The sequence below is a fragment of the Pseudonocardia sp. N23 genome (genome assembly GCF_002583555.1).
Classification (GTDB): domain Bacteria; phylum Actinomycetota; class Actinomycetes; order Mycobacteriales; family Pseudonocardiaceae; genus Pseudonocardia.
In genome coordinates this window covers 59,762-83,988 of sequence record NZ_BEGX01000077.1, presented here as the reverse complement: position 1 = coordinate 83,988, position 24,227 = coordinate 59,762, and the positions used below count along the sequence as shown (strand labels likewise).

At 72.3% G+C, this 24,227-nt stretch carries 24 protein-coding genes and 1 pseudogene; 3 read left to right on the top strand and 22 right to left on the bottom strand.

Translation table 11 applies throughout. The features are described from left to right. Positions 1 to 487: 487 nt before the first annotated feature. The gene (locus TOK_RS22000) at positions 488 to 2,539 is read left to right on the top strand and encodes a DEAD/DEAH box helicase (protein ID WP_216362062.1); all 2,052 of its coding nucleotides are present in this window, start codon (positions 488 to 490) and stop codon (positions 2,537 to 2,539) included. Between the two features lie 64 nt (positions 2,540 to 2,603). Next, positions 2,604 to 2,948: a helix-turn-helix domain-containing protein gene (locus TOK_RS21995; RefSeq protein WP_098959891.1), complete on the top strand. Its 345-nt coding sequence runs from the start codon at positions 2,604 to 2,606 to the stop codon at positions 2,946 to 2,948. Positions 2,949 to 3,193: 245 nt separating this feature from the next. Here the strand turns inward: TOK_RS21995 and TOK_RS33485 are convergent, their stop codons facing one another. The 15 genes and pseudogenes from TOK_RS33485 to TOK_RS21930 form a co-directional block, all read right to left on the bottom strand. Then, entirely contained in the window at positions 3,194 to 3,580 is a 387-nt protein-coding gene (locus TOK_RS33485; protein ID WP_216362053.1) for an aldehyde dehydrogenase family protein, read from the bottom strand. Positions 3,581 to 3,656: 76 nt separating this feature from the next. Further along, positions 3,657 to 3,794: pseudogene (locus tag TOK_RS35460) on the bottom strand (hypothetical protein); the annotation flags it as partial. 13 nt (positions 3,795 to 3,807) lie between these two features. Continuing rightward, a complete protein-coding gene (locus TOK_RS35455) occupies positions 3,808 to 4,467 on the bottom strand; it encodes an aminotransferase class III-fold pyridoxal phosphate-dependent enzyme (protein ID WP_098960044.1) in 660 nt (219 codons plus the stop codon). Positions 4,468 to 4,592: 125 nt separating this feature from the next. Beyond that, a complete protein-coding gene (locus TOK_RS21980; RefSeq protein WP_098959890.1) occupies positions 4,593 to 5,351 on the bottom strand; it encodes an SDR family NAD(P)-dependent oxidoreductase in 759 nt (252 codons plus the stop codon). A 225-nt stretch (positions 5,352 to 5,576) separates the two neighbouring features. After that, a complete protein-coding gene (locus TOK_RS31890) occupies positions 5,577 to 5,765 on the bottom strand; it encodes a hypothetical protein (RefSeq protein WP_141566495.1) in 189 nt (62 codons plus the stop codon). 269 nt (positions 5,766 to 6,034) lie between these two features. Beyond that, a complete protein-coding gene (locus tag TOK_RS21975; protein WP_098959889.1) occupies positions 6,035 to 6,499 on the bottom strand; it encodes a hypothetical protein in 465 nt (154 codons plus the stop codon). A 494-nt stretch (positions 6,500 to 6,993) separates the two neighbouring features. Beyond that, the gene (locus TOK_RS21970) at positions 6,994 to 8,763 is read right to left on the bottom strand and encodes a TerD family protein (RefSeq protein WP_141566494.1); all 1,770 of its coding nucleotides are present in this window, start codon (positions 8,761 to 8,763) and stop codon (positions 6,994 to 6,996) included. A gap of 123 nt (positions 8,764 to 8,886) precedes the next feature. Beyond that, positions 8,887 to 10,680 carry a DUF4041 domain-containing protein gene (locus TOK_RS21965; protein ID WP_172457702.1) on the bottom strand — a complete coding sequence of 598 codons (1,794 nt, stop codon included), beginning with the start codon at positions 10,678 to 10,680 and terminating at the stop codon, positions 8,887 to 8,889. Positions 10,681 to 10,992: 312 nt separating this feature from the next. Next, the gene (locus TOK_RS21960) at positions 10,993 to 11,214 is read right to left on the bottom strand and encodes a hypothetical protein (protein ID WP_098959886.1); all 222 of its coding nucleotides are present in this window, start codon (positions 11,212 to 11,214) and stop codon (positions 10,993 to 10,995) included. 307 nt (positions 11,215 to 11,521) lie between these two features. Beyond that, positions 11,522 to 12,460 carry a bifunctional DNA primase/polymerase gene (locus TOK_RS21955; RefSeq protein WP_172457701.1) on the bottom strand — a complete coding sequence of 313 codons (939 nt, stop codon included), beginning with the start codon at positions 12,458 to 12,460 and terminating at the stop codon, positions 11,522 to 11,524. Between the two features lie 215 nt (positions 12,461 to 12,675). After that, entirely contained in the window at positions 12,676 to 13,143 is a 468-nt protein-coding gene (gene ssb, locus TOK_RS21950; protein WP_172457700.1) for a single-stranded DNA-binding protein, read from the bottom strand. A gap of 319 nt (positions 13,144 to 13,462) precedes the next feature. Then, positions 13,463 to 13,897: a hypothetical protein gene (locus TOK_RS32780; protein WP_098959883.1), complete on the bottom strand. Its 435-nt coding sequence runs from the start codon at positions 13,895 to 13,897 to the stop codon at positions 13,463 to 13,465. A 64-nt stretch (positions 13,898 to 13,961) separates the two neighbouring features. Next, positions 13,962 to 15,716 carry a ParB N-terminal domain-containing protein gene (locus tag TOK_RS21940; RefSeq protein WP_098959882.1) on the bottom strand — a complete coding sequence of 585 codons (1,755 nt, stop codon included), beginning with the start codon at positions 15,714 to 15,716 and terminating at the stop codon, positions 13,962 to 13,964. A 770-nt stretch (positions 15,717 to 16,486) separates the two neighbouring features. Further along, positions 16,487 to 17,623, bottom strand: coding sequence for a hypothetical protein (locus TOK_RS21935; protein WP_098959881.1), 1,137 nt, complete (start codon positions 17,621 to 17,623; stop codon positions 16,487 to 16,489). 92 nt (positions 17,624 to 17,715) lie between these two features. After that, on the bottom strand, positions 17,716 to 18,864 hold the full coding sequence (locus TOK_RS21930; protein WP_098960043.1) for a DUF932 domain-containing protein: 1,149 nt from the start codon (positions 18,862 to 18,864) through the stop codon (positions 17,716 to 17,718). 533 nt (positions 18,865 to 19,397) lie between these two features. Here TOK_RS21930 and TOK_RS35450 point away from each other — a divergent pair. Further along, positions 19,398 to 19,634, top strand: a complete 237-nt coding sequence (locus TOK_RS35450; protein ID WP_374754920.1) for a hypothetical protein — start codon at positions 19,398 to 19,400, stop codon at positions 19,632 to 19,634. 213 nt (positions 19,635 to 19,847) lie between these two features. Here the strand turns inward: TOK_RS35450 and TOK_RS21925 are convergent, their stop codons facing one another. The 7 genes from TOK_RS21925 to TOK_RS31885 all read right to left on the bottom strand — a co-directional run. Next, a complete protein-coding gene (locus TOK_RS21925; RefSeq protein ID WP_141566492.1) occupies positions 19,848 to 20,147 on the bottom strand; it encodes a hypothetical protein in 300 nt (99 codons plus the stop codon). 279 nt (positions 20,148 to 20,426) lie between these two features. Further along, positions 20,427 to 20,813, bottom strand: coding sequence for a hypothetical protein (locus TOK_RS21920; RefSeq protein ID WP_098959879.1), 387 nt, complete (start codon positions 20,811 to 20,813; stop codon positions 20,427 to 20,429). A gap of 27 nt (positions 20,814 to 20,840) precedes the next feature. Continuing rightward, complete coding sequence (locus tag TOK_RS34765; RefSeq protein ID WP_256387998.1) at positions 20,841 to 20,969, bottom strand: hypothetical protein; 129 nt, start codon at positions 20,967 to 20,969, stop codon at positions 20,841 to 20,843. Continuing rightward, complete coding sequence (locus TOK_RS21915) at positions 20,962 to 22,074, bottom strand: ABC transporter ATP-binding protein (RefSeq protein WP_172457699.1); 1,113 nt, start codon at positions 22,072 to 22,074, stop codon at positions 20,962 to 20,964. The genes TOK_RS34765 and TOK_RS21915 overlap by 8 nt, the downstream gene beginning before the upstream one ends. A gap of 44 nt (positions 22,075 to 22,118) precedes the next feature. Next, positions 22,119 to 22,904 carry an ABC transporter permease gene (locus TOK_RS21910; RefSeq protein WP_216362051.1) on the bottom strand — a complete coding sequence of 262 codons (786 nt, stop codon included), beginning with the start codon at positions 22,902 to 22,904 and terminating at the stop codon, positions 22,119 to 22,121. Next, positions 22,901 to 23,764 (bottom strand): ABC transporter permease subunit, encoded by an 864-nt coding sequence (locus TOK_RS21905; protein ID WP_098959877.1) that lies wholly within the window; start codon positions 23,762 to 23,764, stop codon positions 22,901 to 22,903. Before TOK_RS21905 ends, TOK_RS21910 begins: the two co-directional genes overlap by 4 nt. An 11-nt stretch (positions 23,765 to 23,775) precedes the next feature. Continuing rightward, positions 23,776 to 24,227 (bottom strand): hypothetical protein (locus TOK_RS31885; RefSeq protein WP_216362050.1); only part of this gene is annotated, 452 nt, incomplete at its 5' end.

Here is a 24,227-nt window from a genome sequence, read left to right as displayed (position 1 = left end):
TCACCCTGCGAGATCAGTAGAGCACGCCCGTCCGTGACCGGGCAACCCCCGAGGGACAGCCCTGGCGACGTCTGACACGCCCGGGACCGGCGACACGGGAATGAAACGGGCTCCGTAGCGGTATGATCTGACAGGAAGGTTCACGCTGCCGGTCGCCACTGGCAGTCGGCACCATGCGGACGAGCCCTTCGGCGGGAAGCATCGCCTCCCCCGGGCAAGCGCCGCAGACAGTCCGTCCCCGGCAGCGGCGATCAGCCGCAGCCCCCGGGGACGCCGCACTAATTTCTGGGGAGACGTCGCCGTCTCCCCCGGCGCTCGTCGCCGACGCAGGGCCGATCCGGCGCTGCGTCCCGACACGGCCATCAGGCCGCCGACGGGCATCCAGGAGGAGGAGTACGTGGCTCGACGAGGCAGGCCCCAGACGAGGGCTCGCCGTAGTGCCCCGCAGGACCGGCGGCGTCAGCGCGCCGACGAGCCGACCGACGTGATGTCGACGCTCGCGCGCGCCGTCCGCGAGATCGAGACCGCGCTGCGCCGCGGTCCCGCCACCGCCACCACCCGCACGAAGGTGCAGGCCGCGACGCTGCTGCTGCGCGAGGAGCGGACCCGGCTGCGGGCCGACGACGCCATCACCGAGCGCAAGCGCAACGAGCAGCTCAAACGTCTCGACGACCTCGCGAAGTCGCTCGCGATGATCGCCGTCCGGGACTCGACGTTGCTGGCGACCCTCGCCGAGGACGCCGCCGTCTCGGACGAGGCCCGCTCGCTGACCCGGCAGGTGCTGCGCACCGCGGGCATCGAGACCGACGTCGTCGAGCCTGCACCGGCGCCCGCGCCCGGCACACCCGTGAAGCCGCGGGTCGTTCCGCAGTCGGTCGTGTCCCGGCAGCTGGCCAACCCGTTCCTCGCCCCCGACTTCTCCGCCGCCCGCCCGAGCACGACGCGCCCGACGCGGCTGGCCGGCTGGGAGCTGCTCGAGCCGCTGCTGCGGTCGTTCGAACGTGCCGCCGACGGGGCGTCCACGTCGATGCGGCTGCCCGGCCCGTCCTCTCTGCGGGGTCCCGGTGGGCGTGAGCTCATGCCGCACCAGGCCGAGCTGATCGCCGCAGCGGCCGCCGGCCACCGGACGTTCCTGCTCGCCGACGAGCCGGGTCTGGGCAAGACGGCCCAGGCGCTGCTCGCCGCGGAGGCCGCGGACGCCTATCCCCTGCTCGTCGTGGTGCCCAACGTCGTCAAGACGAACTGGGTCCGTGAGGCGGGAATGTGGACGCCGCGGCACCCCGCCACCGCCATCCACGGCAACGGCGACACCGTCGACGGGTTCGCCGACATCGTCGTCGTCAACTACGAGGTGCTCGACCGGCACATGGGCTGGCTCGGCGACTTCGGCTTCCGCGGGATGGTCGTCGACGAGGCGCACTTCATCAAGAACAAGACGTCGCAGCGGTCGCAGCACGTGCTGCAGCTCGCCGACCGGATCCGCTCCTTCACCACGCGGCCCCTGCTCATGGCGCTCACCGGTACCCCGCTGATCAACGACATCGAGGACTTCCTCGCCATCTGGCAGTTCCTCGGCTGGATCGATGCGACGAAGCCGCGCGCGGAGCTGATGAACGCGCTGACCGAGACGGAGCTGACGCCGGCGGATCCCGGCTTCTACCCGGCGGCCCGGCAGTGCGTCGTGGAGCGCGGCATCGTCCGCCGGCGCAAGATCGACGTCGCCGCCGACATCCCTGCCCGGCGCATCGCCGATCTCCCGGTCGAGCTCGACGGGCCCGCCGGTCGCTCCATCCGGGCGGCCGAGCGTGAACTGGCCCGGCGGATGGTGGCCCGCTACACCGACGCGCTCGCCACCCGCCGCGGGGGCAGCGTCGTCGAGGGAATCGACCACGACCTCGTGCGTCAGGTCGCGAAGTGGGAGCAGAAGGACGCGACGACGTCCGCGGCCGGGGACAACGTCTTCGGCATGATGCGGCGGATCGGGCAGGCCAAGGCCGGCCTCGCCGCGGACTACGCCGCGCAGCTGGCCCGCAGCGCGGGCAAGGTCGTGTTCTTCGCCAAGCACGTCGACGTCATGGACGCGGCCGAGGAGACGTTCACCAAGCTCGGGGTGCGGTTCTCCTCGATCCGGGGCGATCAGACACGCACGGTGCGTCAGCGCAACATCGACGCCTTCGTCGAGGATCCCGACGTCGCGGTTGCCGTGTGCTCGCTGACCGCCGCGGGCGTCGGGCTCAACCTGCAGGTCGCCTCCGACGTCGTCCTCGCCGAGCTGTCGTGGACCGCCGCCGAGCAGACCCAGGCCATCGACCGCAGCCACCGGATCGGCCAGGACAAGCCGGTCACGGCGTGGCGGATCATCGCGGCGCAGACGATCGACGCCCGGATCGCCGAGCTGATCGACAGCAAGGCCGGCCTCGCCGCGCAGGCCCTCGACGGGTCGGACGAGGAGGTCGGGTCGTCGGCCGACGTGCAGCACGCGGCGCTCGTCGCGCTGCTGGAGGACGCGCTGGCCGAGCAGCCGGTGGCGGTCCACTGACGTTCCCGGCCGCGCCGATGATCGACCGCCGCAGTGTTGCCGAAAGTTCGGTAACACTGCGGCCATGGCGCGTCCACCCTCGATCGAAGAAGGCAAGCTGATCGACGTGCTCGTCTCGGTGTTCCGCGACAAGGGCTTCGACGGCACGGCGATCGCGGACCTCGCGGCGGCCACCGGCCTGCAGGGCGCGAGCCTCTACCACCGTTTCCCCGACGGTAAGGAGGAGATGGCCGACGCGTCGCGTCGCGCCGGACGCCCCCCGGAGGCGGCGTCCCGGGCCGCGAACGACGCGTTCGTGCGGATCGAGGGCGCGCTCGTCCTGGCCCGCGTGACGGGCGGCACCAACGCCTTCGCCGAGGCCGTCGCCGCCCTGCCCGCCCTGCTCGTGCCGGAGTCCGGCGCAGCCTGACCGACGCCCGAGCGCTCGGCCTCGGTGATCATCGGGAGGATCGACGTCATGCCCACTCCCCCGGCGGGGAACACGTAGCCTCGCGATCACGACCTCCAGCGCCGCCGAGGCCACCTGGGCGAAGTCCTGCTCGACGGTCATTTCGCGTCCTCCTGGGGCAGTGCGGTCGTTCCTCCGGGGCCGAGCTTGCCCGTCGCACAGAGTTACCGAACGTACGGTCAGCAACACGGGCCCGGCGACCGGCGTCAGTCGGTGGCGCGTCGCGCGACGTTGCAGAAGCGGATGCTCTGGTACTCGTCGAGGCCCTCCGCGCTGCCCTCCCGGCCGAGACCCGATGCCGTCACGCCGCCGAAGGGCGCCGCCGCGTTCGACGGAACGCCCTGGTTGATGCCGACGAGCCCCGTCGCGAGCCGGTCCGCGACGTCGAGGGCGCGGTCGAGGTTCCCGGTGACGACATGGCCCGCGAGGCCGAACCCGGTGCCGTTCGCCCAGGCCAGGGCGTCGGCCTGGTCGGCGAACCGCTGGACCGCGGCGACCGGTCCGAAGATCTCGGTGGTGGCCGCGTCCGCCGCGAGGGGCAGACGGTCGAGCACCGTGGGGCCGAAGAAGTGGCCCGGGCCGTCGTGCTCCACTCCCCCGGTGCGCGCACTTCACCTCGGCCCGCGCCTCGGCGAGCGGCTTGCCCATCTCGCGCGTGATCAGGTGCGCCGGGTCCTCGGTGCGCGCGACCAGCGACTCCCACCAGGCGTGCAGCACGTCGGCGCGCTGCCGGGGCGTCGTGCCCGCCCAGGCCCGGCCTTGTCCGTCGGCGGCCCGGACCGCCTCGTCGACACCGTCGTCGGGGATGTGGGCGACGACCTCACCGGTGGCGGGGTCCGCGACCGGGATGCCCTCGGACAGGAGCCCGAGCCCACGGACGACGGCGTCCGCGATCCCGACCGCCCCCGGGTCGCCGGGGACGAGTGCGGTCAGGGCGGGGGCGTTCACCGGTTCTCCTCGTCGCCGACGGCCTGCTCGATCGCGGCCACGAACGACACCAGCCCGTCGTCGGGTCGTGACGAACGGCGGGCTGATCTGCAACGTGGTGCCGCGCAGCGGACGTGAGACGAACCCGAGGTCGACGAGGCGGTCGGTGACGCGCTCGGCAGGTGAACTCGCGGCTGATGATCGTCTTCATGCCCTCGCGGCCCTCGCGCTGCCAGTGCCGCCGGGCGAGCTTGCACGCGACGTCGATGGCGTCGGACCCGCCCGAGTTCAGAACGACCTTGGGGTCGGCGATCGGCGAGATCGCGGCGAGCCGCTCGGCCGGCGCCATCGCCTTGTCGTTCGAGTAGCGGGCGAAGGTGTGGTAGCTCTCCAGCTGCAGCGTCTGGTCGTACGCGGCCGGGGCCAGCTCCGGCCTGCTGTGCCCGACGTTGGCGTGCCAGAGCCCGGCTGTTCCGTCGAGCAGGCGGCGCCCATCGGTGGTGTGGACGTGGGAGCCCTCGCCGCGCTCGATGACGAGCCGGCGACCGAGCACGCTGGGGGTGTGTGCCTGGGCCGGCCACAGAGCGGGCCCGTCGAGGAGCGCGGAACCCGCGGCGGATGCGTCGGTCGAGGTCAAGGTGTCGGTCCTCGCTGTCGGTGGGTCGACGACGGTGGGGCCTACTGGGCCAGGTACCCGCCGTCGACGGGGATCGTGGTGCCGGTGACGTATGCGGCGTCGGGACTCGCGAGATAGGACACCGCCGCGGCGACGTCGCCGGGTTCGGCGATGCGGCGCAAGGGAATCGCCTCCGCGACCTGCCGCTCGGTCCCGGCCGGGTCGTCCTGGGTCGCGAGCCACTCGGCGTAGAGCGGGGTCCGGGTCATGCCGGGCGCGACGGCGTTGACCCGGATGTCGTAGGGCGCCAGCTCGACCGCGGCGGCCGTCGTGAGGCTTCGGATCGCGCCCTTGCTCGCGCTGTACACCGACATCGTCGGGACCCCGACGCTCGCCAGCCGGGACGTCACGTTGACGATCGACCCGCCCTCGCCGCGCGTGCGCATGGCGCGCCCGGCAGCCTGCAGGCAGGCGATCGTGGCGAACGTGTTCGTCTCGAAGATCGCGCGGACCTCCGCGGCCGGGACGTCGAGCAGCGGGCCGGTGTGGTCGACGGCCGCGTTGTTCACCAGCACGTCGAGGTGCCCGCACCGGTCCAGCACCTCGTCGACCAGCCGGTCGGGCGCACCGGGGTCGGTGAGATCGGCCCGGACGAAGACGCTGTCGCCGACCACCTCGTCCGCCACGGCGTTCCCCCGCTCGACGGAGCGGCCGCTCACCACGACGGTCAGGCCGTCGCGGGCGAGCCGGCGGGCGATCTCCACGCCGATCCCCGACGTCGCCCCCGTCACCAGCGCGACGCGTCTCGTCGGGTCGGTCATCGCGGTGTCACTTCCTGTTCGGTGTCTTTCCGGTCACCCCTGGACTGTAGGGTCGGACGCCGATCGGGGCAGGGGCCGACCGTCCCGCGCGGCACCGACAGCCAGGTGGTGACCTACCTCGCCGTCGTCCTGTGGGGTCTCGCCTTCGGTGGGACGTCCCCGCTGGTCCAGCGGGCACAGATGGCTGCGGCGCACGAGCAGCCGATACCGCCCAGCCGATCCTGGTCACGGCCTGGGCACATCGGCATCGCGGGCGGCGGCCTGGTCGGCGGTGTCCTCGTCGCCGGCCTGGCCACCCAGGCGCTCGTGGTCGCCGTCGTGGCGCTCGTGATCACCGTGGTCGCTGTGCTCCTCGCCCGGCGTCACACATTCCCGGGCGCGCCGCGTCGACGGCCTGACGTGACGGGCCCTCACCCCCGATCGTCACGAGTTCGCCTGATCGCCGCCCCCGAGCCGCGACCGCGGGCGGGGGCGGCGCGGGCGTCCTCAGGTTTCCAGGTTTCCAGACCGGTACGCCGACCTCGCTCCAGAACTCCGGCGAGCCGGGCCGACACCGCCCCTCCCGGCCGTCCGGACCGGAGTCCTCCGGCCCGGCACGCGACTCCGTGTGACGACGTCTCCGTCGGTCCGCCGCGAGCCCCCGACACTGCCCCGGACCGTCTGAACGGCGTCGGAGCCCTTCGTCAGAGCGGCACGACGAGTCGGACCTTCGCCTGCTCGGCGGCGTAGTTGAGCGTGTACCAGGTGCCGCCACCGGTGGACTCGTCCCCCCGCGGGAACCCGATCACGATGCCGGCGTGGTCCACCATCCACCGGTTGCGCGCGTGATAAGCGGCCTTGCCGAGCAGCGTGGCGCCCATCTCGACGACGTCGGCGAGACGCCCCTCGTCGCGCAACGCCTCGATGACGTTCGCGGATCCGGTCGGCTGGTCGACGATCCGGCAGGGCACGACCACGGTCAACGCAGCCTCGGTGTTCGTCGCCAGCCACTGCAACGCGGCGGTGTCGACTCCCGACGCCCCACCCACGTAGAAGTGGGCTGCGGAGTCGGCGAACGGACGCAGGTAGGCGTCGAACGCCGCAGCGAGCCGGTCGTCGGGTGCATCACCGATGCTGCGGGTACCGGTGATCGCCACGCGTCGTTCCACTCGGGCACGCTCCTCGGCGAGTCAGTGCTTCTCGGGTCCACCCACGAACCTACCGGTCCGATTCACTCCGACGGCGATCACGGCGGAGCTGTTCGCGCCGGTCGCGCTGTCACCACCCGCCGGCCGGTCACCGGGGCATTCGCCCGGGCCCCCGCGGGCGCCGACGACGTGGACCAGCGCGATCGCGCCGTACCGCGTTTCCGCAGGCAGACACAACAAAAGGCCGGCATCCACGGATGGATACCGGCCTTTGCGACTCGTCGGGACGACAGGATTTGAACCTGCGACCCCTTGACCCCCAGGCTCGGCCGACGCGTGTGGGACGGTCTCGGACCGTCGCTGAGGTGGCGTTCTGGTCCACACCGACTTCCGCGGATGTCTCTGTGGTCGGGGACGTTGCTGTCAACTACCGCGGTCAGAACCCGAGCACCAGCCCACGGCGCCAGCGCTGATGGTCGAGCGCGCAGTGACGGTTTGCCTGCCAGAGGCGTTGCTCAGTTGACGTTGACGCCGTAGTCGCGAGCGAGTCCGGCGAGGCCGTCGCTGTAACCCTGGCCGACTGCCCGCAGTCGCCAGGCGCCTTGGCGACGGTAGATCTCCGCGCAGATGAGCGCGGGCATGACGGTTGCGTCGGCCGGTTGGAACGTCAACTGGCTCGTCTCGGCGGCGGGGTCCAGGATCAGCAGAGCCGTCCGCGCGACGTTGACCGTCGGGTCGGCGCCGCTCGCGACGAGAACGAGGCGTTCGCAGTGCTCGGGCAGCAGCGACAGGTCGATCGTGGCCCCGTCGGGGTTGTCCCCTCCGCGAAGCCCGATCGCGCCGTCGGCTGCGGTCGGGTTGTTGAAAAAGATGAAGTCGTCGTCCCCTCCGACGCGGCCATCGGGACCGAGCATCAGCACGGACAGGTCGGCCGGCGAAGTCCACGCTTCGGGGAGACTGATGTCGATCACCGGGCCGGTCAGTACGACGTTCTGACCCGCGCTCAGATCCTGCTCCGCGCTGGGACGCGGGGGCTTCGGCCGAACAGGAACCGAGGGTCGGCGTTCGTCGGATCCCGGCGTCACGGGCGTCGGCGCCAGCGCGCTTTCCTCCACCGCTGAACCTGCGGTCGCCAACGACCCGACCTGCTCGGTCTCGGACGAGAACCGCAGATCGATCGAATCGAAACGCACCATCGGCTCGACCGGGACGAGCGCGGCAGGGTCCCGGCTGACCCGGGCCTCGAGATGCCGCAGGCAGGCGGCCGGATCCACCCGGCGCAGGTCGAGCTCCATGAACCGAGACCGGGTCGTCCCGAGCGCGACCAGGCACGGCCGGACCGGCCGTCCGGTCCCTGGATCCGTGGCCGTGACATGCGCGTTCAACACGACCGAGGCGACCCGTCCCGCCCGATCGGATTCCAGGACCTCGTGCACCACCCGGAGCGCTGTCTGGGCCACGACCGAGCTGTAGAGAGCGCGGATCTGCGCCTGGGACCGGGCAACCGCCGTGACGGTGTCGCTGCTCTTGACGTAGCGGTAGCCCTTCGCCACCGGGACCACCTCGCGGGCGGGGAGCTCGTACTCCACGACGAGCTGGCGGGTTTCGGGTGTGTACGCCAGGCGCCAGGCGTGCGGGAAGCCGTCCGGGTAGGCCGCCGCTTCCAGCACCAGGTCGAGGTATCCGACGACGGCCTCGGGCAGGCCCGCGGCAAGGCCACGCTGCAACGCCGTGACCTGCTCGATCTGCTCGCGCTGCTCATCGGTCAGGCGCGCGACCTCGGCGTCGTGTCGACGGCGGACCGCCTCGAACTCCCGGCCGTGCGCCTGTAGCTGCACCTGGTGCGCCGCGGCGGCCCGCCCGAACGCAGCCTGCGCCTGCTGCACACGCTCCTGATGGCGCGCCGCTCCGCCGAACGCCCGCCCCAAACCGGACGGCGCGTCGGGCAGGAACTCCTCCAACCGCGGCGCCGGGCGCACCGCACCGGCAACGCTCGGGTCGAACTGCGGCAGCACCAGCGGCTGCTTGAGCGTCTCCAGATCGAGGAAGTCGTCGACGTCCAGCGTCGAGGCGAGCACTCCCTCCAGCGCGGCGACCTCGGCCTCGAGATCCGCGTTGTCCCCTGCGACCTCCTCGGCCCGCGCCACGGCGTATAGGCGAGCTCGTTCCTTCTGATCGGCCACCCGCTCCCGCGCCCGCGCGGCCTGCGATCGCTGCGCGTCACGTGCCCGGCGTGCCGCATCACGCTCACGTACCGCTCGTGCGCGCTCGGCCTCGCGCTGCATACGCGCGATGCTCGCGACCAGTCCCCGCCGTCGTGCCATGACGATTGCCCTCTCGTGACGTGCCCGTTCTGCTTCCCACCCTGATAGCGCGCCCCCGGTCCCCGGGTGGGAGCACCTTCATGCTTATTGCCGACGCAGCTGGACTCCGGCCCGCCCGAATCCGGCCGCCGTGCGGTCCGGTCCCGCTCCGTCCCGACTCTGTCGCCATTCCAGCGCCTCGGCGGTGTCCTTGTACTCGAGGAGGTGATCGCGCCCGATCTCGACCAATACCTCGCGGACCGCGGCGGGCGAGACGTAGAAGAACTCACGTCGCAGGTTGACCCGATTGACGCGCTGCGCGTCGAACGCCCTGTGCAAGGTCGCCTCCAGACCGAGCGCATCCTTGCTGAAGATCAACGCGTGGACGTCGAACCGGAACGGGACGCTGGCGTTGCCCAGCTCCCTGACCCGGTCCATCGGGTCATAGCGCCGCGTCATCCCGATCTTGACCATGACCTCGCCGAACGCGCCCGGGTTGGAGATGACGTAGACGAAGCCGGCGCGGGTGTTGGCCTCCCGCTCCCGAACCCCGGCCAAGCTGCTGTCGATCTCCCGGATCTGCTGACGGACCTGCTCCTGGGCCTCCACATCGTCGCCCTCGAGCAACCGGGCCAGCGCGGTCTCGTAGTGCGAGCGCTCCTTGAGCAGCTTCGCTTCCTCGCGCTGGAGCTCGGCGAGTGCCTTCGCCTCCTCGCGTAACCGCTCGCGCTCGGCCCGAGTCTCCTCCTTCTCCTGCGCAGTCTTCGCCAAGAAGTCCGTCGTCAGGCGTAGCTCCCGCACCCGCATCTCGTGGTAGTCGTCGTCGATGGTGATCCCCATCGACGCCCCGAGCTTCAAGATCGCGTCACGGGTGCGGTCCAGCCGCTTGATACCGGGCTCGATGCTGTGCGGGCGCACCGTGCGGACACAGTTGTCCGCCTCCACGTTGTAGGCGCGCAGCATCAGCGCGCCGAAATCGCGGACGAGCGCCGCCCCCTCCTTCACCGAACCGTTGACCATCCAGCCCGGCCGGCTCCGCACAGCCACCTTGTCCCTGATCGCCGCCTTGATCCTGCTGCGCAACGCTTCGAGCCGCTCGCGATAGGCAACCGCGTCATCCAGCGGGTGACTGAACTGGTAGTAGCCGACCTCCTGAAGAAGAGCGAGCTCGTCGGTCTGCACCAGTTCGGCGCGGGCGTCCCGGACGCGCTTGGTGAGCGAGAACAACTCGGCGGACAGCGCTGCACGCTGTGCCGCGAGGCGGCTCAGGTCGCCGGCCAGGGCAGCTCTGTCCGCTGACACCTGCTGATCGTCTCCGGCCACGCGCCGAGCGTCGGGCTCTCGCTGCGTTCCGGCGCCGTGCGGCGAGCCCGGCTCGTCGTCCCCCGAGTCATCATCCACCGCAATCCCGTAGTCGGTGGCGAGACCGGCCAGTCCGGTGGCCCACCCCTGACCGACCGCCCGGACCTTCCAGGACCCAGCGCGCCGATACATCTCTAACAGCACGGCCGCCGTGACCCCGTCGAGCTGAACCGGCGCGAAGGCCAACACCGGACCGGCACCCGTCCCCTGCAGCCGCACGTCCATGCCGGTCAAGGAGCCCTTGACCTCGACCGTCACCGCGATCACGATCCGGGCCACCCCCGCGGGCACCGCGCCGGGGTCGATTCGCAGCCCTGCCGCGGTTGGATCGTCAGTCAGCGTGACGGCACCGCTGACGTGGTGGGGGGCGTTGTAGAACACGAAATCGTCGTCGCCCGCGACCTTGCTGTCCTCCCCGACCAGCAGAGCGCACAAATCGACATCACAGCCAGACCGGACCTCCAACCCGACGTTCCACAGGCCCGACGGCGCCACCACATTTTGGCCAGCGGCAAGAGAAAGAACCTGCTCAGACATTCGCCGCCCATATTCTGGGTGCGGCAGCGCCCGAACACCCCGGCATCGTCGGGGCATCAGAGATCGCGGTCGCTGCACCGGTTCGGCGCATACTCGTCCCCCAAGAGATCGCTGCCCCGTCATCGCTGTAAGTCAGGATGCCGTTACGCGACGTCCACTGATCGTCGGCGGCCGCGGTGCCCGGGTCTGACCTGACCACCCGGCAGGGTCGCCCGTGTCGCCGGCGGTCCGGCCCTCCATCGGCACAGAGCATGGTGTCGCGGGAGCCCACCAGCTGGCCCGCCCGGCTCGGCGGGCCATGACCCCTGACGGTCAGCGCGGGCTGGTCTCGATGCCGAGATGTGCGAGCTCCTGCAGGGTGTGCTGCAGAAGTGTGGCCAGGGACTCGAGCGCGTCGAAGGCGAGGGACATATCGTCGCAGAGGCGGGCGACGCGGATGTCGTCCCGGGCCTCGCAGACCTGGGCTTCGAGGACCGCGAGTCGGGTCGCGCGGGTATCGGACTCGGTGATCTCGGTGGTGGCGGTGATGATCATGAGGGCCTCCGGTGCTCGGCGTTGGGGGAACGCGGCGCAGCCTCAGCGCGCCGGGGCGGGGGTCCCGCAGGGACGGCGGGGGTTCCGGCTCGCTCATCCCGGTGTGATCGACTTGCCGACCGGCGGCCGATGTCGGATCCGTACGCGATCTCACCGGGATGGGTGGGCCGGGTTCATCGCCGCTCGCCCCCGCCCCGGTGTGCTGACCTCCGGGCGATCCACCTGAGCCGAGCACCGGAGGCCCGACCCATCGCTGCGGCCGACCCGGGCCGCTTCCCTACCTTCGGCCCGACCGCGACGTCCGGAGCTATGTCCGGTTCTCGACGCCGGCGAAGAATCGGGGGGACCTCGCGCCGTAGGCGAGCCCGTCGCGGATGTCGCGATCGACCTGCGCGGCGGTGTAGCCCTCGACGCCGACGTAGCCCTTGGCCGCATCGGCCAGTGCGATGCGGACGGCGGTCGCGCTGAGGGCAGATCCACCGACCCAGTGCCCGAGTCGGCGCGCCGCGCGGAGCAGTGTCTGGTGGCGGTGTCCGACGGTCGCCGCCGTGACGGCGGCGCATTCGCCGTCGACGACCGCACGCAGGTAGGCCTCGGCCCTGCCGTTGAGCAGCGGTGTCATCGACGGGTGGCCACGCGTCGGTGGGGCGGGTGTCGGCGCTGGGGTGAGCGCCGCGATCAGCCAGTTCGGAAGCTCTGCGACCGGGCAGGATCTGACGACCCGGTAGGTGCCTTCGGCGCGGACGGAGCCTGCCGCGATGACGTATCCGCCGAGGCCGCGGCTGTCCACATTGGCCCCGAGAACACTCTGGGTGTTGCGCAGTTGTACGCCGTCGGGCTGGCGGAAGTACAGGTGCAGCCCGCCCGGCGTCGCGACGGTGTAGGTGTCGGTGGGCGGCGGCTCGCCGGCTGCGGCGGCGAGCTGACGCAGCATGGCGTACCCGTCCCGCGTGCTGGCCCCCCGCGGCGCTGCGCAGGCGCTACGCCGGACGTCGAGGTCGATGACGAGAAGTCCGGATCTTCCCGCACTGACGGCCACGTTCCACGGCATTGCCCGCCACCATGCGGTGATCTGGTCGAGGTCGATCGTCGCAGCGTTCTGCCAGTCGGCGATCGCCGGCACCTTGCCACGGGGAACGGCGGGGAACACCCGCCAGCCGTTCCGAGCGGCGCGTGCGGCTGCGGCGCCGAGCCGGCCCGGGGCGGGCGTCGGCGCAGCGGGTCGGTGGTGCGGGACGTCGTTCACGATGTTCTCCTCGCGTCGGAGCACCGGGACGGCCCGTGGTTCCGGGCCGCGCGCCGCATCGTGTCCGGGTGTGGGTGCTCGGGTAGCGGCTTGGCGCGTGGTCCGGTTCGCGGGCACGGTGCGACACCGACGCGAGGACGCCCACCGTGGTAGCGCGTCTTTGGGCACAGCGGCGGGCCCGGACCGCTGTGGTCCAGGCCCGCCGTGTGGCCGACTCAGTCGGCTCCCACGACGCTCAGCGCCGGCCGGTCGGCCGCTTCGGCGCCGTCCTCGGCAACGTCTGCGGCGCGGCCGGGCTCCTCGGAAGGCTGTGCGGTTGCGCCGTTTCGCGGGTTCTTGGTGAGTGTGGCGGTGGCGTAGCGCAGGCTCGCGGCGACGTCGGCGGCCTCGATCTGGATCCGGCGGATGGAGGTGCCGTCCTCACGCTTGTAGCTGTCGTCGGCGAACTCGCCGGTGACCGCGACCGGGGTGCCCTTGTCCAGGCTCGCGGCGACGTTCTCGGCCAGGGCGTTGAAGCACACGACCCGGTGGAACACCGCGGGCAGGTCCACCCAGTTCCCGGTCTGGCGGTTGAGGCGGCGCCGGTTGGCGGCGATGGTGAACGTGGCGACCGGGACCCCGGAGCGGGAGTGGCGCAGTTCGGGCTTGCCGGTGAGGTTGCCGTGGACGGTGATCTTGTTCATGACGATGGCTCCCTGGTGCTCGGTGTCGGTGGGTGACGCGGCCTGGGCCTCAGCGCCCCGCGGGTGGGGTCCCGGTAGGGACGGCGGGGGTTCCGGGCTCGTCCGAGCGGGTGGGAACGCCGCCAGGCGTCCGAGCGCAGCGAGGCCTGTCCCACCCGGTCGGACCGGGCCGGGGTTCATCGCCGCTCGCCCCGCCCGTGGTGTGCTGACCTTCGGGCGTCTCCTGCCCACGCCGCGCTCCCAGGACGCCACCCGCGAACACGATCGTCCCGACGGCACGCGGCCGGTGCACAGGCGATGCGCTCCAGCCGCGGCGCAATCAGCTCGACGTCGGACGACGCACCAGCCGGTGCACGATCCAGCCCTGCATCGGTGGCGACGGCGAACGCCTCCGGTCCTCCCCGGGATACGTCACACCGTCGACGCTGATCGACCAGTCGCCGTTGCGAGCGTCGTCGTCGTGGCGGCGGTGCAGGGTGCGGGTCTTCACACATAGCGGTTCGCCGTTGGGAAGGTGCGCGGTCGCCGAGACGTCGACAACGATGATTGCGCCGTGGTCCAGCACGGTCTCGCCGTAGTGCAGGAAGGTCGGGTGCGCGCCGGTGTGGCGGCAGATCTCGACGAGCAGGCCACGAGCGGCGTTGTGGGCGCCGAGCATGCCGACGGCGCCGCGCAGCGGGATGTTGCTGGCCATGTCGGCGGGCAGCAGGAAGCTGCGGCTCCAGTCGTAGGGGGTGAAGCAGTCCCGGGACATCGCCGGTACTCCTCTCGGTGAAGAACCGGGTGGGGCCGTCTCAGCGGCCCCACCCGGTCCTACGTCAGGTGGTGGACGGCTTCTCGGCGGCCGACATGCCGTCTTCGGTGACGGCGTCGAGGACCGCGCAGTCCTGCGAACCGTCCTCAGCGGGGCGAGTGGCCTCGGCGGGGGTGGTGGTGTCGGCGGGCTGCGATGGCGTGGCGGCATCGTCGTCGGTCAGGACGAGTTGTTCGACCGGGGACAGGGGGTAGCCCCAGTCCCGCAGCGCGGTGAAGTAGGCGCGGTTGTCCCGGGTCGGGTTGCGCCAGGTCTGGCGGCCGCTGGCATCCTCGGCTGCCCCGAGCAGCACCGCGAGGATCAGCTGCGTGGCCCGGGCCGACGTGGCTGTCGCGGTGAGGGCCTCGATCGGGTTCGGACTCCCGGCATAGACGCTCCCGGTCGGGGTGAGGCCGAGCAGCTCGCACGCCGTGGGGTGGCCCGATTCCATCGCCCGGCGCAGATCGTGCCCGCCACGGGCGAGAGTCGTCGCGATGTAGGGCAAGGCGTCGCGCGGAGCGGCACGGCGGGCGAGAAGCCCGCGCATCCAGTCACGGCGTACGGACGTGGCGGAGGCCCAGTCCCGATTGTTCGCGATGACCCGGCGCCGTTCGGCCTTGGCCTGCTCGGCGGCCTGGGCGAGCTCGCGTGCGACCTCGCCGTCGCCCCCGCCGCCGCTGTCGTCGGTCGGCGTGACACGGCCCCACCGGGCGACGTGGCCGTGCTCGTCGGGGGCGGTGCACCAGTGGACGACCTTGACCTGGGGCTGGCGGTCCCAGCTGCGGTGTACCTCGACCGTGGCCGCGTGGCCGGGACACCCGCTGTGCGTGGTGGGGTCGAACTCGGTTCCGCTGGGGGTCTGCGCGTCGAGCCGCAGCCCGCTGATCTGCGCCGCGCCGCCGGTGTCCTCCGGATCGAGGACCCGCACGCCCCGGTTGGTCAGCTCGGCGACGGTGTCGGCGACCTGGCGGGCGTCGGCGCGCTGGTCACGCAGCCGCTGCGCGACGTGCGCGAACTGGGCGGGCTCCTTGGCCGCGGTCACGGTGAGCGCCTTCACCGCTTCGACGTCCGGGCCGTCCGGCCCGTCGAACTCAGCGATGACCGCGACCTGATCCAGGGTGAGGTCGTAGCGCTCCATCGCCGCAGCGGCGATCTCGCTGCGCGCGACCGCGGTGGTCTGCTTCACCCGGGCGTTCGGGACGTGGGTGCGCCGAGCGATCTGCCCCGCGGTCAACCCGAGGTCGAGCAGCTGCTGATGCGCCCGGACCTCGTCGGCCTCGTGGGTGGCGGCGCGATGATGATTCTCCTCGAGCTGATCAACGATCCGGTCGATCACCTCTCCCCGGTCCTCGGCGTCCGGGTCCTCACCGGGCCGGCCGGACTCGACCAGCACCGGGACAGTAGGGCGGCCGGTCTCGACCGCGGCCAGGGTGCGGCGCTTGCCCTTGCGCACCACCAGCACGCCGTGGTCGTCACGGCGGACGATGATCGGTTCTCGGACACCGCGGTCGGTGATCGAGCGCAGGAACGGGCGGTCCAGCACCACGTCGCGGCGCACGTTCGCGCCGATCACCAGAGTGCGTGGATCGACACGCAGCAGCTCGCCGACCGGCTCACTGTCCTGGCCGGTGGTCGCATCGACGTCCGCACGCGGTGGTGCGTCATCGGTCTCGGAACCGGAAGTGGCGGCGGCATCGGCGGTGGGGACGGCAGCGTGCGGTCGCTCGTCGGGTCGCGTGATGGTGGAGACGGTGTCTCCGGGGTTGGCGGTGAGGGTCACGGCTGGCTCCTGGAAGGGTTGGCCGGAGCGGGACTCCGGCGGTTCGGGCGCCCCGGTGCGGGGCGCACTCGTCCGGGCAGCGCCGTCCGCGGCGGGCGGGGGTTCCGGCTGCGCCACTCGGGGTGGACCGGCGGCAGCCAGCGGTGGGCGGCACGGGTCGGTGGTGCGACGGCTCACCCCGATGGCGTCGGCCGGGTTCATCCCAATGGCCGCGGGCGGTGATGCCAGAGTGCGGCGCCGCGCACACCCCGGGCGCCTCGCCGACCGCAGATGCCCCCTGACCCAGAGCGGGCCCGTGATCAACCCTCGGCGTCACCAGCGTCGGCCTCGCCCCACGCACCGACTCGGTCGTGAGGTTGCACGCGCCGCTGTGCCTGAGCGGCAACGGCTGCGCGCTTGTCCCCGACATCGACCCACATGCCGTCCGCACCTGCTCGCGGTGCGCGAGCGAACGGCCGCTGGTCCATAATCGACGCCGTCTCGGCCTGACCAGGTCCGGCCCGCACACCCGTGTTGGTCAGCACGCTGCTGGTCAACCGCTGGGCTGTCGCGACGTGGGGCGGGTCGACTACCTGCCGTAGGCCGACTTTCCGGGTCACCGCGCACGATCACGACCGGCTCCAGCAGGTGTTCCGCGAGCAGTGCCCGACGGCGGTCCGGCGGTCCGAACCGCTGTCACCAGCCCGGACCGTCGCAAGGCCGAGGCCCCGTTCCTGGCTGACAGGCTCGGCCGGAGAGGCGCGTGACACCGGCCGAGCGCGACCCGGCGGTCAGTCCGACCACCCGCCCGCGAGCGTCACCGGTTGCTGCGCCGTATGGTCGCTCATCGTCGCCCGGCCACCCAGACGCAGGGACCGGGTGACGACCAGGTCGGCGATCTGCTCCTCGGTCACCGCGCCGAGTTCCCGAACCAGTACCGCGGCGTCCCGGTCGGCGGTGTCCGGGCCGACCCGCAGGTCACGGGTCGAGGCCAGCGACGGCCCGTCCCAGTCGAACCCACCCGGCCCGACCTGCACCGCCCAGGGAAACGCCCACGCCGGTTCCTCGGACGGCGCACCGGCCAGCAGCACCGCGACCCCGCCACCCGGGGTGTCGATCACACACTCGACATTCGCGGCGCGGACCAGCTCGGCGACCCGGTCCAGATCGATCACCGCGAACCCGCCGCCCGGCGCGTCGTGATCGGGTCGCACTGTCGAGCGAGCGACCTCGTCGAGCATGAAGCGGTCTGCAGCCCCGCGGGTGGTGACGACACGGCCTTCGAGCTGGTCGAGGGTTCGGGCCGGGTCGATCCCCAACCGGGCGAACCACTCGGACACGATCGCGACGACGTCCCCGCCGTTCCACGACCCGTCGCCGTACTCGGCATCCTTGAGCTGCGCGAACAGGGCGAGAACAGCGCGCACCGCGGGCAGGTCGACGTCCAGCACCAGGGCACCGTCGCGATGCTGCATGTCCAATAGATCGGCCAGCTCGGCGGCCGGCACCACCCGGGGCGGTAGCGGGTCGCGGCCGCGCAGGCGATCGATCTCCGCATCGACGGCGGTGTCAGCGCCGATGATCGCGGGCAGCTCGACGCTGCGAGCCCGGATCTGGTCCATCAGCGCGAACGCCGCGCCACGCCGGTGCGCGCGACGCCAGCTCGCATCGGTCCACGCCCGGAGCCCGTCGTCGGGTTCGATCAGGTCCCGACACGCCAGCAACACCCGGTCCTGCGGGCGGTAGGTCGCCGGGGTGCCTTCGGGATACGCAGTGTCGTAGACCATCAGGTGCACGAAGTTGTCGACCACGGCGACCCGGGCCACGAGGACGTAGGTGGCGGCGCCGTGGCCGGGGTGGTGGATGAGGTCCCCGACGCGCAACTGCCCGGCAGGGATCGTGGGGAACGAACTCGGAACGATGGTCATGACGGAGGTCCCTTCTCGGAGTAGAAGCTGGTGAGGCGGGGCCGGTCCCAGGACTCGCCCGGGACCGGCCCCACTACGTGGTCGATGCGTGGCTAGGCGGCGTGGGCGGCGGCCAGCGCCATCGCGCGCAGCCCGTGGCGCTCGAGGTCATGCGCGGCGTCGGCGTCATCGAGGGTCTGCGCGGCCGAGGTCACCGCGTGCAGGACACCGCCGGAGGTGATATCGGAGCCGGAGATGAAGTGGGCCAGGATCGTGGCCTGCGCCTCGGCGGTGAACCGCAGCGCCTTGCTGACGTGCTCCAACGTCGCGGCCGGATCGGTGATCGCGACCCCGGCGTCACGGGTGATCTCAGCGAGCTTCGCCCGGACGTAACCGTGGTCGAGGAACGTGGCCACGGCGTCGCGGGCCTGCTTGACGACCAGGTCCAGCACTGCGTCCTGCGTGTCGGCCGACCACCGCACGACCCCGTCGGACAGGCGTCCTCCGAGGTGGACCTCGCGGACGGCGTCCTTCGTCAGGGTCATGCCGTTGTCGCAGACCTGGACGGTGAGCTGCGGGGTCAGCGAGAACGAGCCGTGCCCGGTCTCGGAGTTCGACACCACGAACCCGGCGAACACCATGGGGTTGTCCGCCCCGCGCGCCCCGGTGAACGGGCTGCGATACCCGGCCAGCAGTTCGGGGGCGTACTCGGCGACCTGTTGGGCGCGGACCTTCACATACATGCGGCGCTCGGTAAGGTCGCAGCCGGCGATGTCGACCGGAACGTCGGCGGTGCGGACTCCTTCGAGAGCGGCCATCAGGACGTCGAGGTTGTCGACCATGCGGTAGGAGTCCGACAGGAACGCCCGCGCCACCCCCGTGCCGCCGTCTGGGTCGTGCAGCCCGCGGACGAGGAAGCGGCGGTCCGGGTCGTCGGCCAGCCAGGTGTTGACGTTGGCGTCGTACAGGCCGACCTGCTCGGCGCGCAACCGGCGCAGGTAGGGCAGTGGGATGCCCAGCTTGTCGGCGATCCCGGCGTCGGCGACCGCGGTGGGGCGCAGCACGGTCTCCCCCACCGTGACCCCGTCTGGGGTGAGTTGGGGTTCGCCGACCCCGATCAACCGGAGGCGGCCGTTGTCGGCGAGGAGGTGTCGGGCGGGGGCGACGACGTCGAGCTTCGCGGCGTGCTGGGCCTGCAGCAGCGCGACCAGATCGGCGACGGAGGCGTTGCGGGTACCGAGGACGGTGTCGGGCGCGGGCATGATCACTCCAGGTGAGTCGGATGCGCCGCGCGGATCGACACGGCGACCCCACCCGCCGGGTGGGGCACGACTGCACGGCCCGGCGGCGACGCGAGCGCGGAGGACCCACGCACTCGCTCGATCGACGCGGGACCGCCGCTCGCCCTTCGACACGTCAGCCCGCGGTTACCGGCGGTGTCGCTCGTATCGGGCGGGTGATGTGGCCCCTCCGCAGCAAGCGACGACGCCGGGCAGAGTCGAATGCCCCACCCGATGGACGTCGTGATGAGCCGAGGCTCCGTCGAATCCGAGCCTGCCCGACTGCCTGCGGACCCCTCGCTCGCCCGACCCGTGCCAGCTCTGCCGACGCTCCTGCGGAGCGGTCCCCCATCGGCGCCAGATCTGCCATGGTTCGCGTACTGAGGCAGCCCGGTACGCGCCGTACCGGCGACCGGAGGCGACCGGTGGCGAACCGGCTACGGACGCTCGACCCGCACGCGTCGCCCGGGGCGTGGCTCGGAGCTGAGCTGCGTGCGCTGTGACTCCGTCGTGGGTTGGCGTTGGCCGCGCTGGGTAGGCTGGTGCACGTCAGCGGAGATCTCCTCAGCAAGATCGAGAAGGCCGATCGCTGGCCGCAACCCGACCGGCTGACGCGGCTCAACGTCGTGTTGGAGGCCGACGGGCGGACGCAAGCTAAGTGCCGACCTGCTCGACGACATCACCGATCGGCGGACACTGCTGACGAGGAAAGCCTGTCGCCGGACACCGCCCTGCCGATCTGCACCGGATGATCGACACTGTCCGTGCTGACGACCACACCATGAACGACCGCGCCGAACCGGCCGGGCTCCTCGCCCACGCGCGACGCGCTGAACGGGTGCATGGCCGCGTCGGCAAGGGTCAGCGGCCCGGTCTCAGCACCACCATTGCGGAGACCTACCAGCTGGCCGGGTGGATGAGCTTGGACCACGGCCGGGCCGCAATCGCGGAACGCCGAGAGTCGCCTAATGCCGCTGCGCCCCGCCCACCCGCTGGCGCCGTAGACGCACTCGACACCCAGCTCGGCGTTCCCGCCCGTACGTCGCGACGAACGGCAGGTTGGCCAGGACGAACGCGACCAGAGCTGCCCGACCCAGGCCCGTGAGGTACCGAGCAGGTGCTCCGAACACCGCCCCGGTCACCGCAGGGGCATCCTTGTTCTCGGTGGTGCTGACGATCCGGGGTGCGGCGGTGGGCAGCACCCGGCATCCCACGGCGTAGGTCACCGGGCCGAGCGGCGCCGAGTCGAGCAGCAGCCCGGCCATGAACCACCGAAGCTGGACCGGCCAGCCGACGGTCCCCCCAATCCGGCCGCCGAGGATCTGCACAACGGCGTCGGCGAGGTCGACGGCCTTCTGCTGGTTGTCACGGCGGGGTGTGCTTTGAGGATGTCGAGCGCGGAACGCACCAGAACCTCGATCGCCTCGCCGACGCCGCCCGGCAGGCGAGCATCACCACCCTCTTCCGGAACCGGCCGAGTATGTTCGGTGCGTGTCGGGCCCCGACGGGTAGGTGACCGCGGCAAGCCTGTGCCGAGGCCGCGTTCACGCCGGTCCAGTGCGGCCCCGTTCGCGTGCAGCGGCGGCGATGCGGGTGGGCGCGGCCCGGTCGTCGGGGGTGGCGGGGCGCCAGAGCCGCTCGACCCGCCCGTCGACGACCAATGCGTCGCCGCCCATCTGGCGGGTGTCCTCGACCGGTTTGTGCAGCGTCGCCCCCCGGAGCTTGAACAGCGCGTACCGGGCGATCGTGCCCGGCGAGTAGACCTGCCAGATCGGCGCCCGGCGCAGCCCCAGCCGGTGGTAGAGGACCCGGCCGGGATCCGAGAGGACCAGCCCGGTCAGCCCGAGGTACTCACCCAACGGGGCGAGCGCGTCGGCCGGGCTGAACCCGACGACGATCAGCGGGACGGCGCCGTCCAGCTCGTTCTGCACCTGGACCAGGTGCTCCTGACAGGGCAGTCAAAAGCGGTGCCGGATCAACGTCACGACCGTGACGCCGGCGAGGCGCCCGAGATCGACGGGGCCGCCGGTGGAAACGTCGGTCAGCACGACACCCTCGAGCGGGGTGTCGACGGTCAGTTCACGCACGGGCGTCCTCGTTCTCGGTGGTGGTGACGATCCGGGGTGCTGCGGTGGGCAGCACCCGGCAGGCGGACGGGGGGAGCTGGAGGTGGACGCGGTCGCCCGCCTCGACGGGGACGGCGGGCGCCACCGTGGCGGTGAGGACCATGGTGCCCCCGTCCGCCACGGTGACGACGGTGCGGTGGGTGCCGCGGAACCGCGTCTCGCGCACGGTGGTGGTGACGGTGTTAGGTGGGCCGTCGGCGCCGAGCAGGCGCACGGCCTCGGGGCGTACGACGAGGACCCCAGGCCCGTCGGGGCCGGGGTGGTCCAGCTGCAGCTCGCCCAGCGGGCAGGTGAACGCCGACCCGGTCACGGTGCCGGGAATCTCATTCGTCGAGCCGAAGAACCGGGCGGCGGCCAGCGTCGGCGGGTCGGTGTAGAACGACGACGGCGACCCGACGCCCTCGATCCGGCCGCCGAGCATCAAAACCACGGCGTCGGCGAGGTCGACCGCCTCCTGCTGGTCGTGGGTCACGAACAGCATCGTGATCGACAGTTCCCGCTGCACCCGGCGGACCAGCTCCCGCATCCGGTGCCGCAGCTCCGCGTCGAGCGCGGAGAACGGCTCGTCGAGCAGCAGCACCCGCGGGTCGAGCACCAGCGCCCTGGCCAGCGCCACGCGCTGTTCCTGCCCGCCCGAGAGCTCCCCGACCCGGCGCCCGGCCAGCTCGGGCAGCCCGACGAGCTCCAGCATCTCCGCCACCCGACGGCGCCGCGCCGCCCGCCCGACCCCGCGCATGCGCAGCCCGAACGCGACGTTGTCGCCGACGGTGAGGTGACCGAACAGCAGCGGCTTCTGGAACACCATGCCAACCGGGCGGCGCTCGGCGGGCGTCGTGTCGAGCGCGATCCCGTCGACGCTCACCTCGCCCGCGCCCGCGGTGAGCAGCCCGGCGACGACCTTGAGCACCGTGGTCTTGCCGCAGCCCGACGGGCCGAGCAGCGCGGTCAGCGTGCCCGCAGGCACGGCCAGGTCGATCCCGTCGACGACCGGGACGCCCGGTTCGTAGGCCACCCGCAGCCCGTCGACGACCAGCTCCCCGCCCCTCCGGGGCTCGTGAGCGGACATCGTGGCCCTGACCGCGGTGTCCGCGCACGGGCGGCGCAGCCGCATCACAGGCGGCCGAACCCGACGACGGCCGCCCGGTCCCCGGTGAGGAACCGCGCGGTGAGCCCCACCAGCAACAGCGGCGGCGCGGCGATCACCAGCGACAGCGCCGCCGCCGCGGCGAGATCGGCCGAGCCGATGGAGGCGAACAGCAGCAGCGGCAGCGTCTGCACGGTGCCCCCGCCGATCAGAAGCGTGAGGATGTACTCGCTCCAGGAGATCAGGAAGGCGAACAGCGCGGCGACGGCCAGTCCCGGGGCGACGGCGGGCAGCGTCACGTGCCGCAGCCGGCGCAGCGGACCGGCGCCGAGCACCCGCCCGGCGTCCTCGACGTCCGGGTCGAACGACGCGAACGACGACGCCATCACCAGGCTCGCGTAGGGGACGGTGGGGATCAGCTGCACCAGCACCACCCCCGCGACGGTGTCGGTGAGGCCGTAGCGGATGAAGAACACCTGGATGCCCAGGGTCACCGCCAGCGTCGGGACGAGCACCGGCGCCAGCAGCAGCAGCTGGACCGCCCGCCGCCCCCGGAACGCGTACAGCCCGAGCGCACGGCCCGCGGCCGCCCCGGCGAGCGTCGCGAGGACGGCCACGCTCGACGCGATCAGCACCGACGTGCCCACCGCGGACCGCACGGCGGCGTCCCCCAGCAGGGCCAGGCCGCGGCCGGAGAAGGTCGGCAGCAGCGCCGGGTAGCGGAACTCCCCCGCCACCGCCCACAGCAGCAGCGGGACCAGCGGCGCGAGCAACCCGACGGCGAGCAGGCCGGCGCCCGCCCCACGTCTCACCGCCGCAGCCGTTCGCTCAGCGACAGGTACGCCACCACGCACGCCCCGACGAGCAGCGCGGTGACCACGGCGATCGCCATCGCGAGCGGCCGCGCGGACAGGTCCGGGTCGCGGAACTGCTGGTAGGCCACCACCGGCAGGGTCGCCGGGAAGGGGCGCCCGAGCAGGAACGGCACCTCGTAGGAGCCGAGGGTGAAGGCGAACACCAGCACCGACGCGGCGGCGACCGCGGGTGCCAGCACCGGGGCGAGCACGTGCCGCATCCGCTGCGCGGCGTTCGCGCCGAGCGCGCGGGCGGCGTCCTCCAGCTCGGCCACCCCCGACGACAGCGCGGCCAGCACCACGACGGCCACGAACGGCGCCTCCTTCCACACGTAGGAGGCGATGATCCCCCAGCCGAACCCGTCCTGGGTCAGCGCCGGGAACCCCGACGGGTCCTCGACCAGCCCGAGCGCGGCGGCGACCCGCGAGAGCGCGCCGCTCTGCCCGAGCAGCAGGATCATCGCCAGCGCGGCGACGGCGTGCGGCAGCGGCAGCGTCACCTGCAGCAGCGCCGCGAACCGTCGCCGGTGCCGGCCCAGCGAGCGCACGAGCAGCGCGGCGGCCGTCCCGAGCACCGCGGCGGCCGCGGTGGAGATCAGCGCGACCCGCAGCGTGATCCCGATCGACGCGCGCACGGCCGGGTCGGCCCACAGCGCGCGGTAGGCGTCGAGGGAGAGCTCCCGGCCCGGCAGGAACGGCTGGTAGCCGAGGCTCTGCGCCACGGCCTGCGCGAGCCCGCCGCCGAACAGCCCGACGACGACCAGCAGCGCGGGCGCGAGCAACAGCGTGATGCGCAGGCCCCGCGGGACCGTGCTCACCGTTGCCGCCCTCACCGTTGCAGCACCTGCGCCGTCCACCCGTCGTCGACGGCGGCGGCGAGCCCCGCGTCGAGCTCCGGGAGGACCCGGGCGGTGAGGTCCGCGAGCGGCAGCACCGACGGGCCGAGGTCGACGGCAGCGAACTGCGCGCGGAGGTCGGCAGGCACCCGGTCGAGGTCGATCACCGGGTAGATCCCGCCGTCGGCGTAGAACCGCAGCTGCGTCCGCGGGTCCTGCAGCAGGTTCGCCAGCACCAGCGCGGCGGCCCAGTCGGCGGCGTCGGCGGGGATCGCGAGGTAGCTGGTGTTCGCGATGTTCCCGACGTCCGGCACGGTCGTGCGGGTGCCCGCCGGGAAGACGCCGTCGGCGACCTTCGACGACACCGTGCCCGGGCCGTAGGTGAAGTAGGCGGAGATCTCGCCGGAGGCGTAGAGCTGCTCCACGGCGTCCTGGCTGGTCGGGT

What these genes read in the sequence shown, in the direction of transcription:
- TOK_RS21970 (WP_141566494.1), bottom strand. Translation starts at nt 8,763, where the DNA reads ATGCAGCGCGAGGCCGAGCGCGCACGAGCGGTACGTGAGCGTGATGCG.
- ssb (WP_172457700.1), bottom strand. Translation starts at nt 13,143, where the DNA reads ATGAACAAGATCACCGTCCACGGCAACCTCACCGGCAAGCCCGAACTG.
- TOK_RS22000 (WP_216362062.1), top strand. Translation starts at nt 488, where the DNA reads ATGTCGACGCTCGCGCGCGCCGTCCGCGAGATCGAGACCGCGCTGCGC.
- TOK_RS21980 (WP_098959890.1), bottom strand. Translation starts at nt 5,351, where the DNA reads ATGACCGACCCGACGAGACGCGTCGCGCTGGTGACGGGGGCGACGTCG.
- TOK_RS21960 (WP_098959886.1), bottom strand. Translation starts at nt 11,214, where the DNA reads ATGATCATCACCGCCACCACCGAGATCACCGAGTCCGATACCCGCGCG.
- TOK_RS21935 (WP_098959881.1), bottom strand. Translation starts at nt 17,623, where the DNA reads ATGACCATCGTTCCGAGTTCGTTCCCCACGATCCCTGCCGGGCAGTTG.
- TOK_RS21995 (WP_098959891.1), top strand. Translation starts at nt 2,604, where the DNA reads ATGGCGCGTCCACCCTCGATCGAAGAAGGCAAGCTGATCGACGTGCTC.
- TOK_RS21930 (WP_098960043.1), bottom strand. Translation starts at nt 18,864, where the DNA reads ATGCCCGCGCCCGACACCGTCCTCGGTACCCGCAACGCCTCCGTCGCC.
- TOK_RS21915 (WP_172457699.1), bottom strand. Translation starts at nt 22,074, where the DNA reads ATGTCCGCTCACGAGCCCCGGAGGGGCGGGGAGCTGGTCGTCGACGGG.
- TOK_RS21925 (WP_141566492.1), bottom strand. Translation starts at nt 20,147, where the DNA reads ATGGCCGGGCTGCTGCTCGACTCGGCGCCGCTCGGCCCGGTGACCTAC.
- TOK_RS21965 (WP_172457702.1), bottom strand. Translation starts at nt 10,680, where the DNA reads ATGTCTGAGCAGGTTCTTTCTCTTGCCGCTGGCCAAAATGTGGTGGCG.
- TOK_RS32780 (WP_098959883.1), bottom strand. Translation starts at nt 13,897, where the DNA reads ATGTCCCGGGACTGCTTCACCCCCTACGACTGGAGCCGCAGCTTCCTG.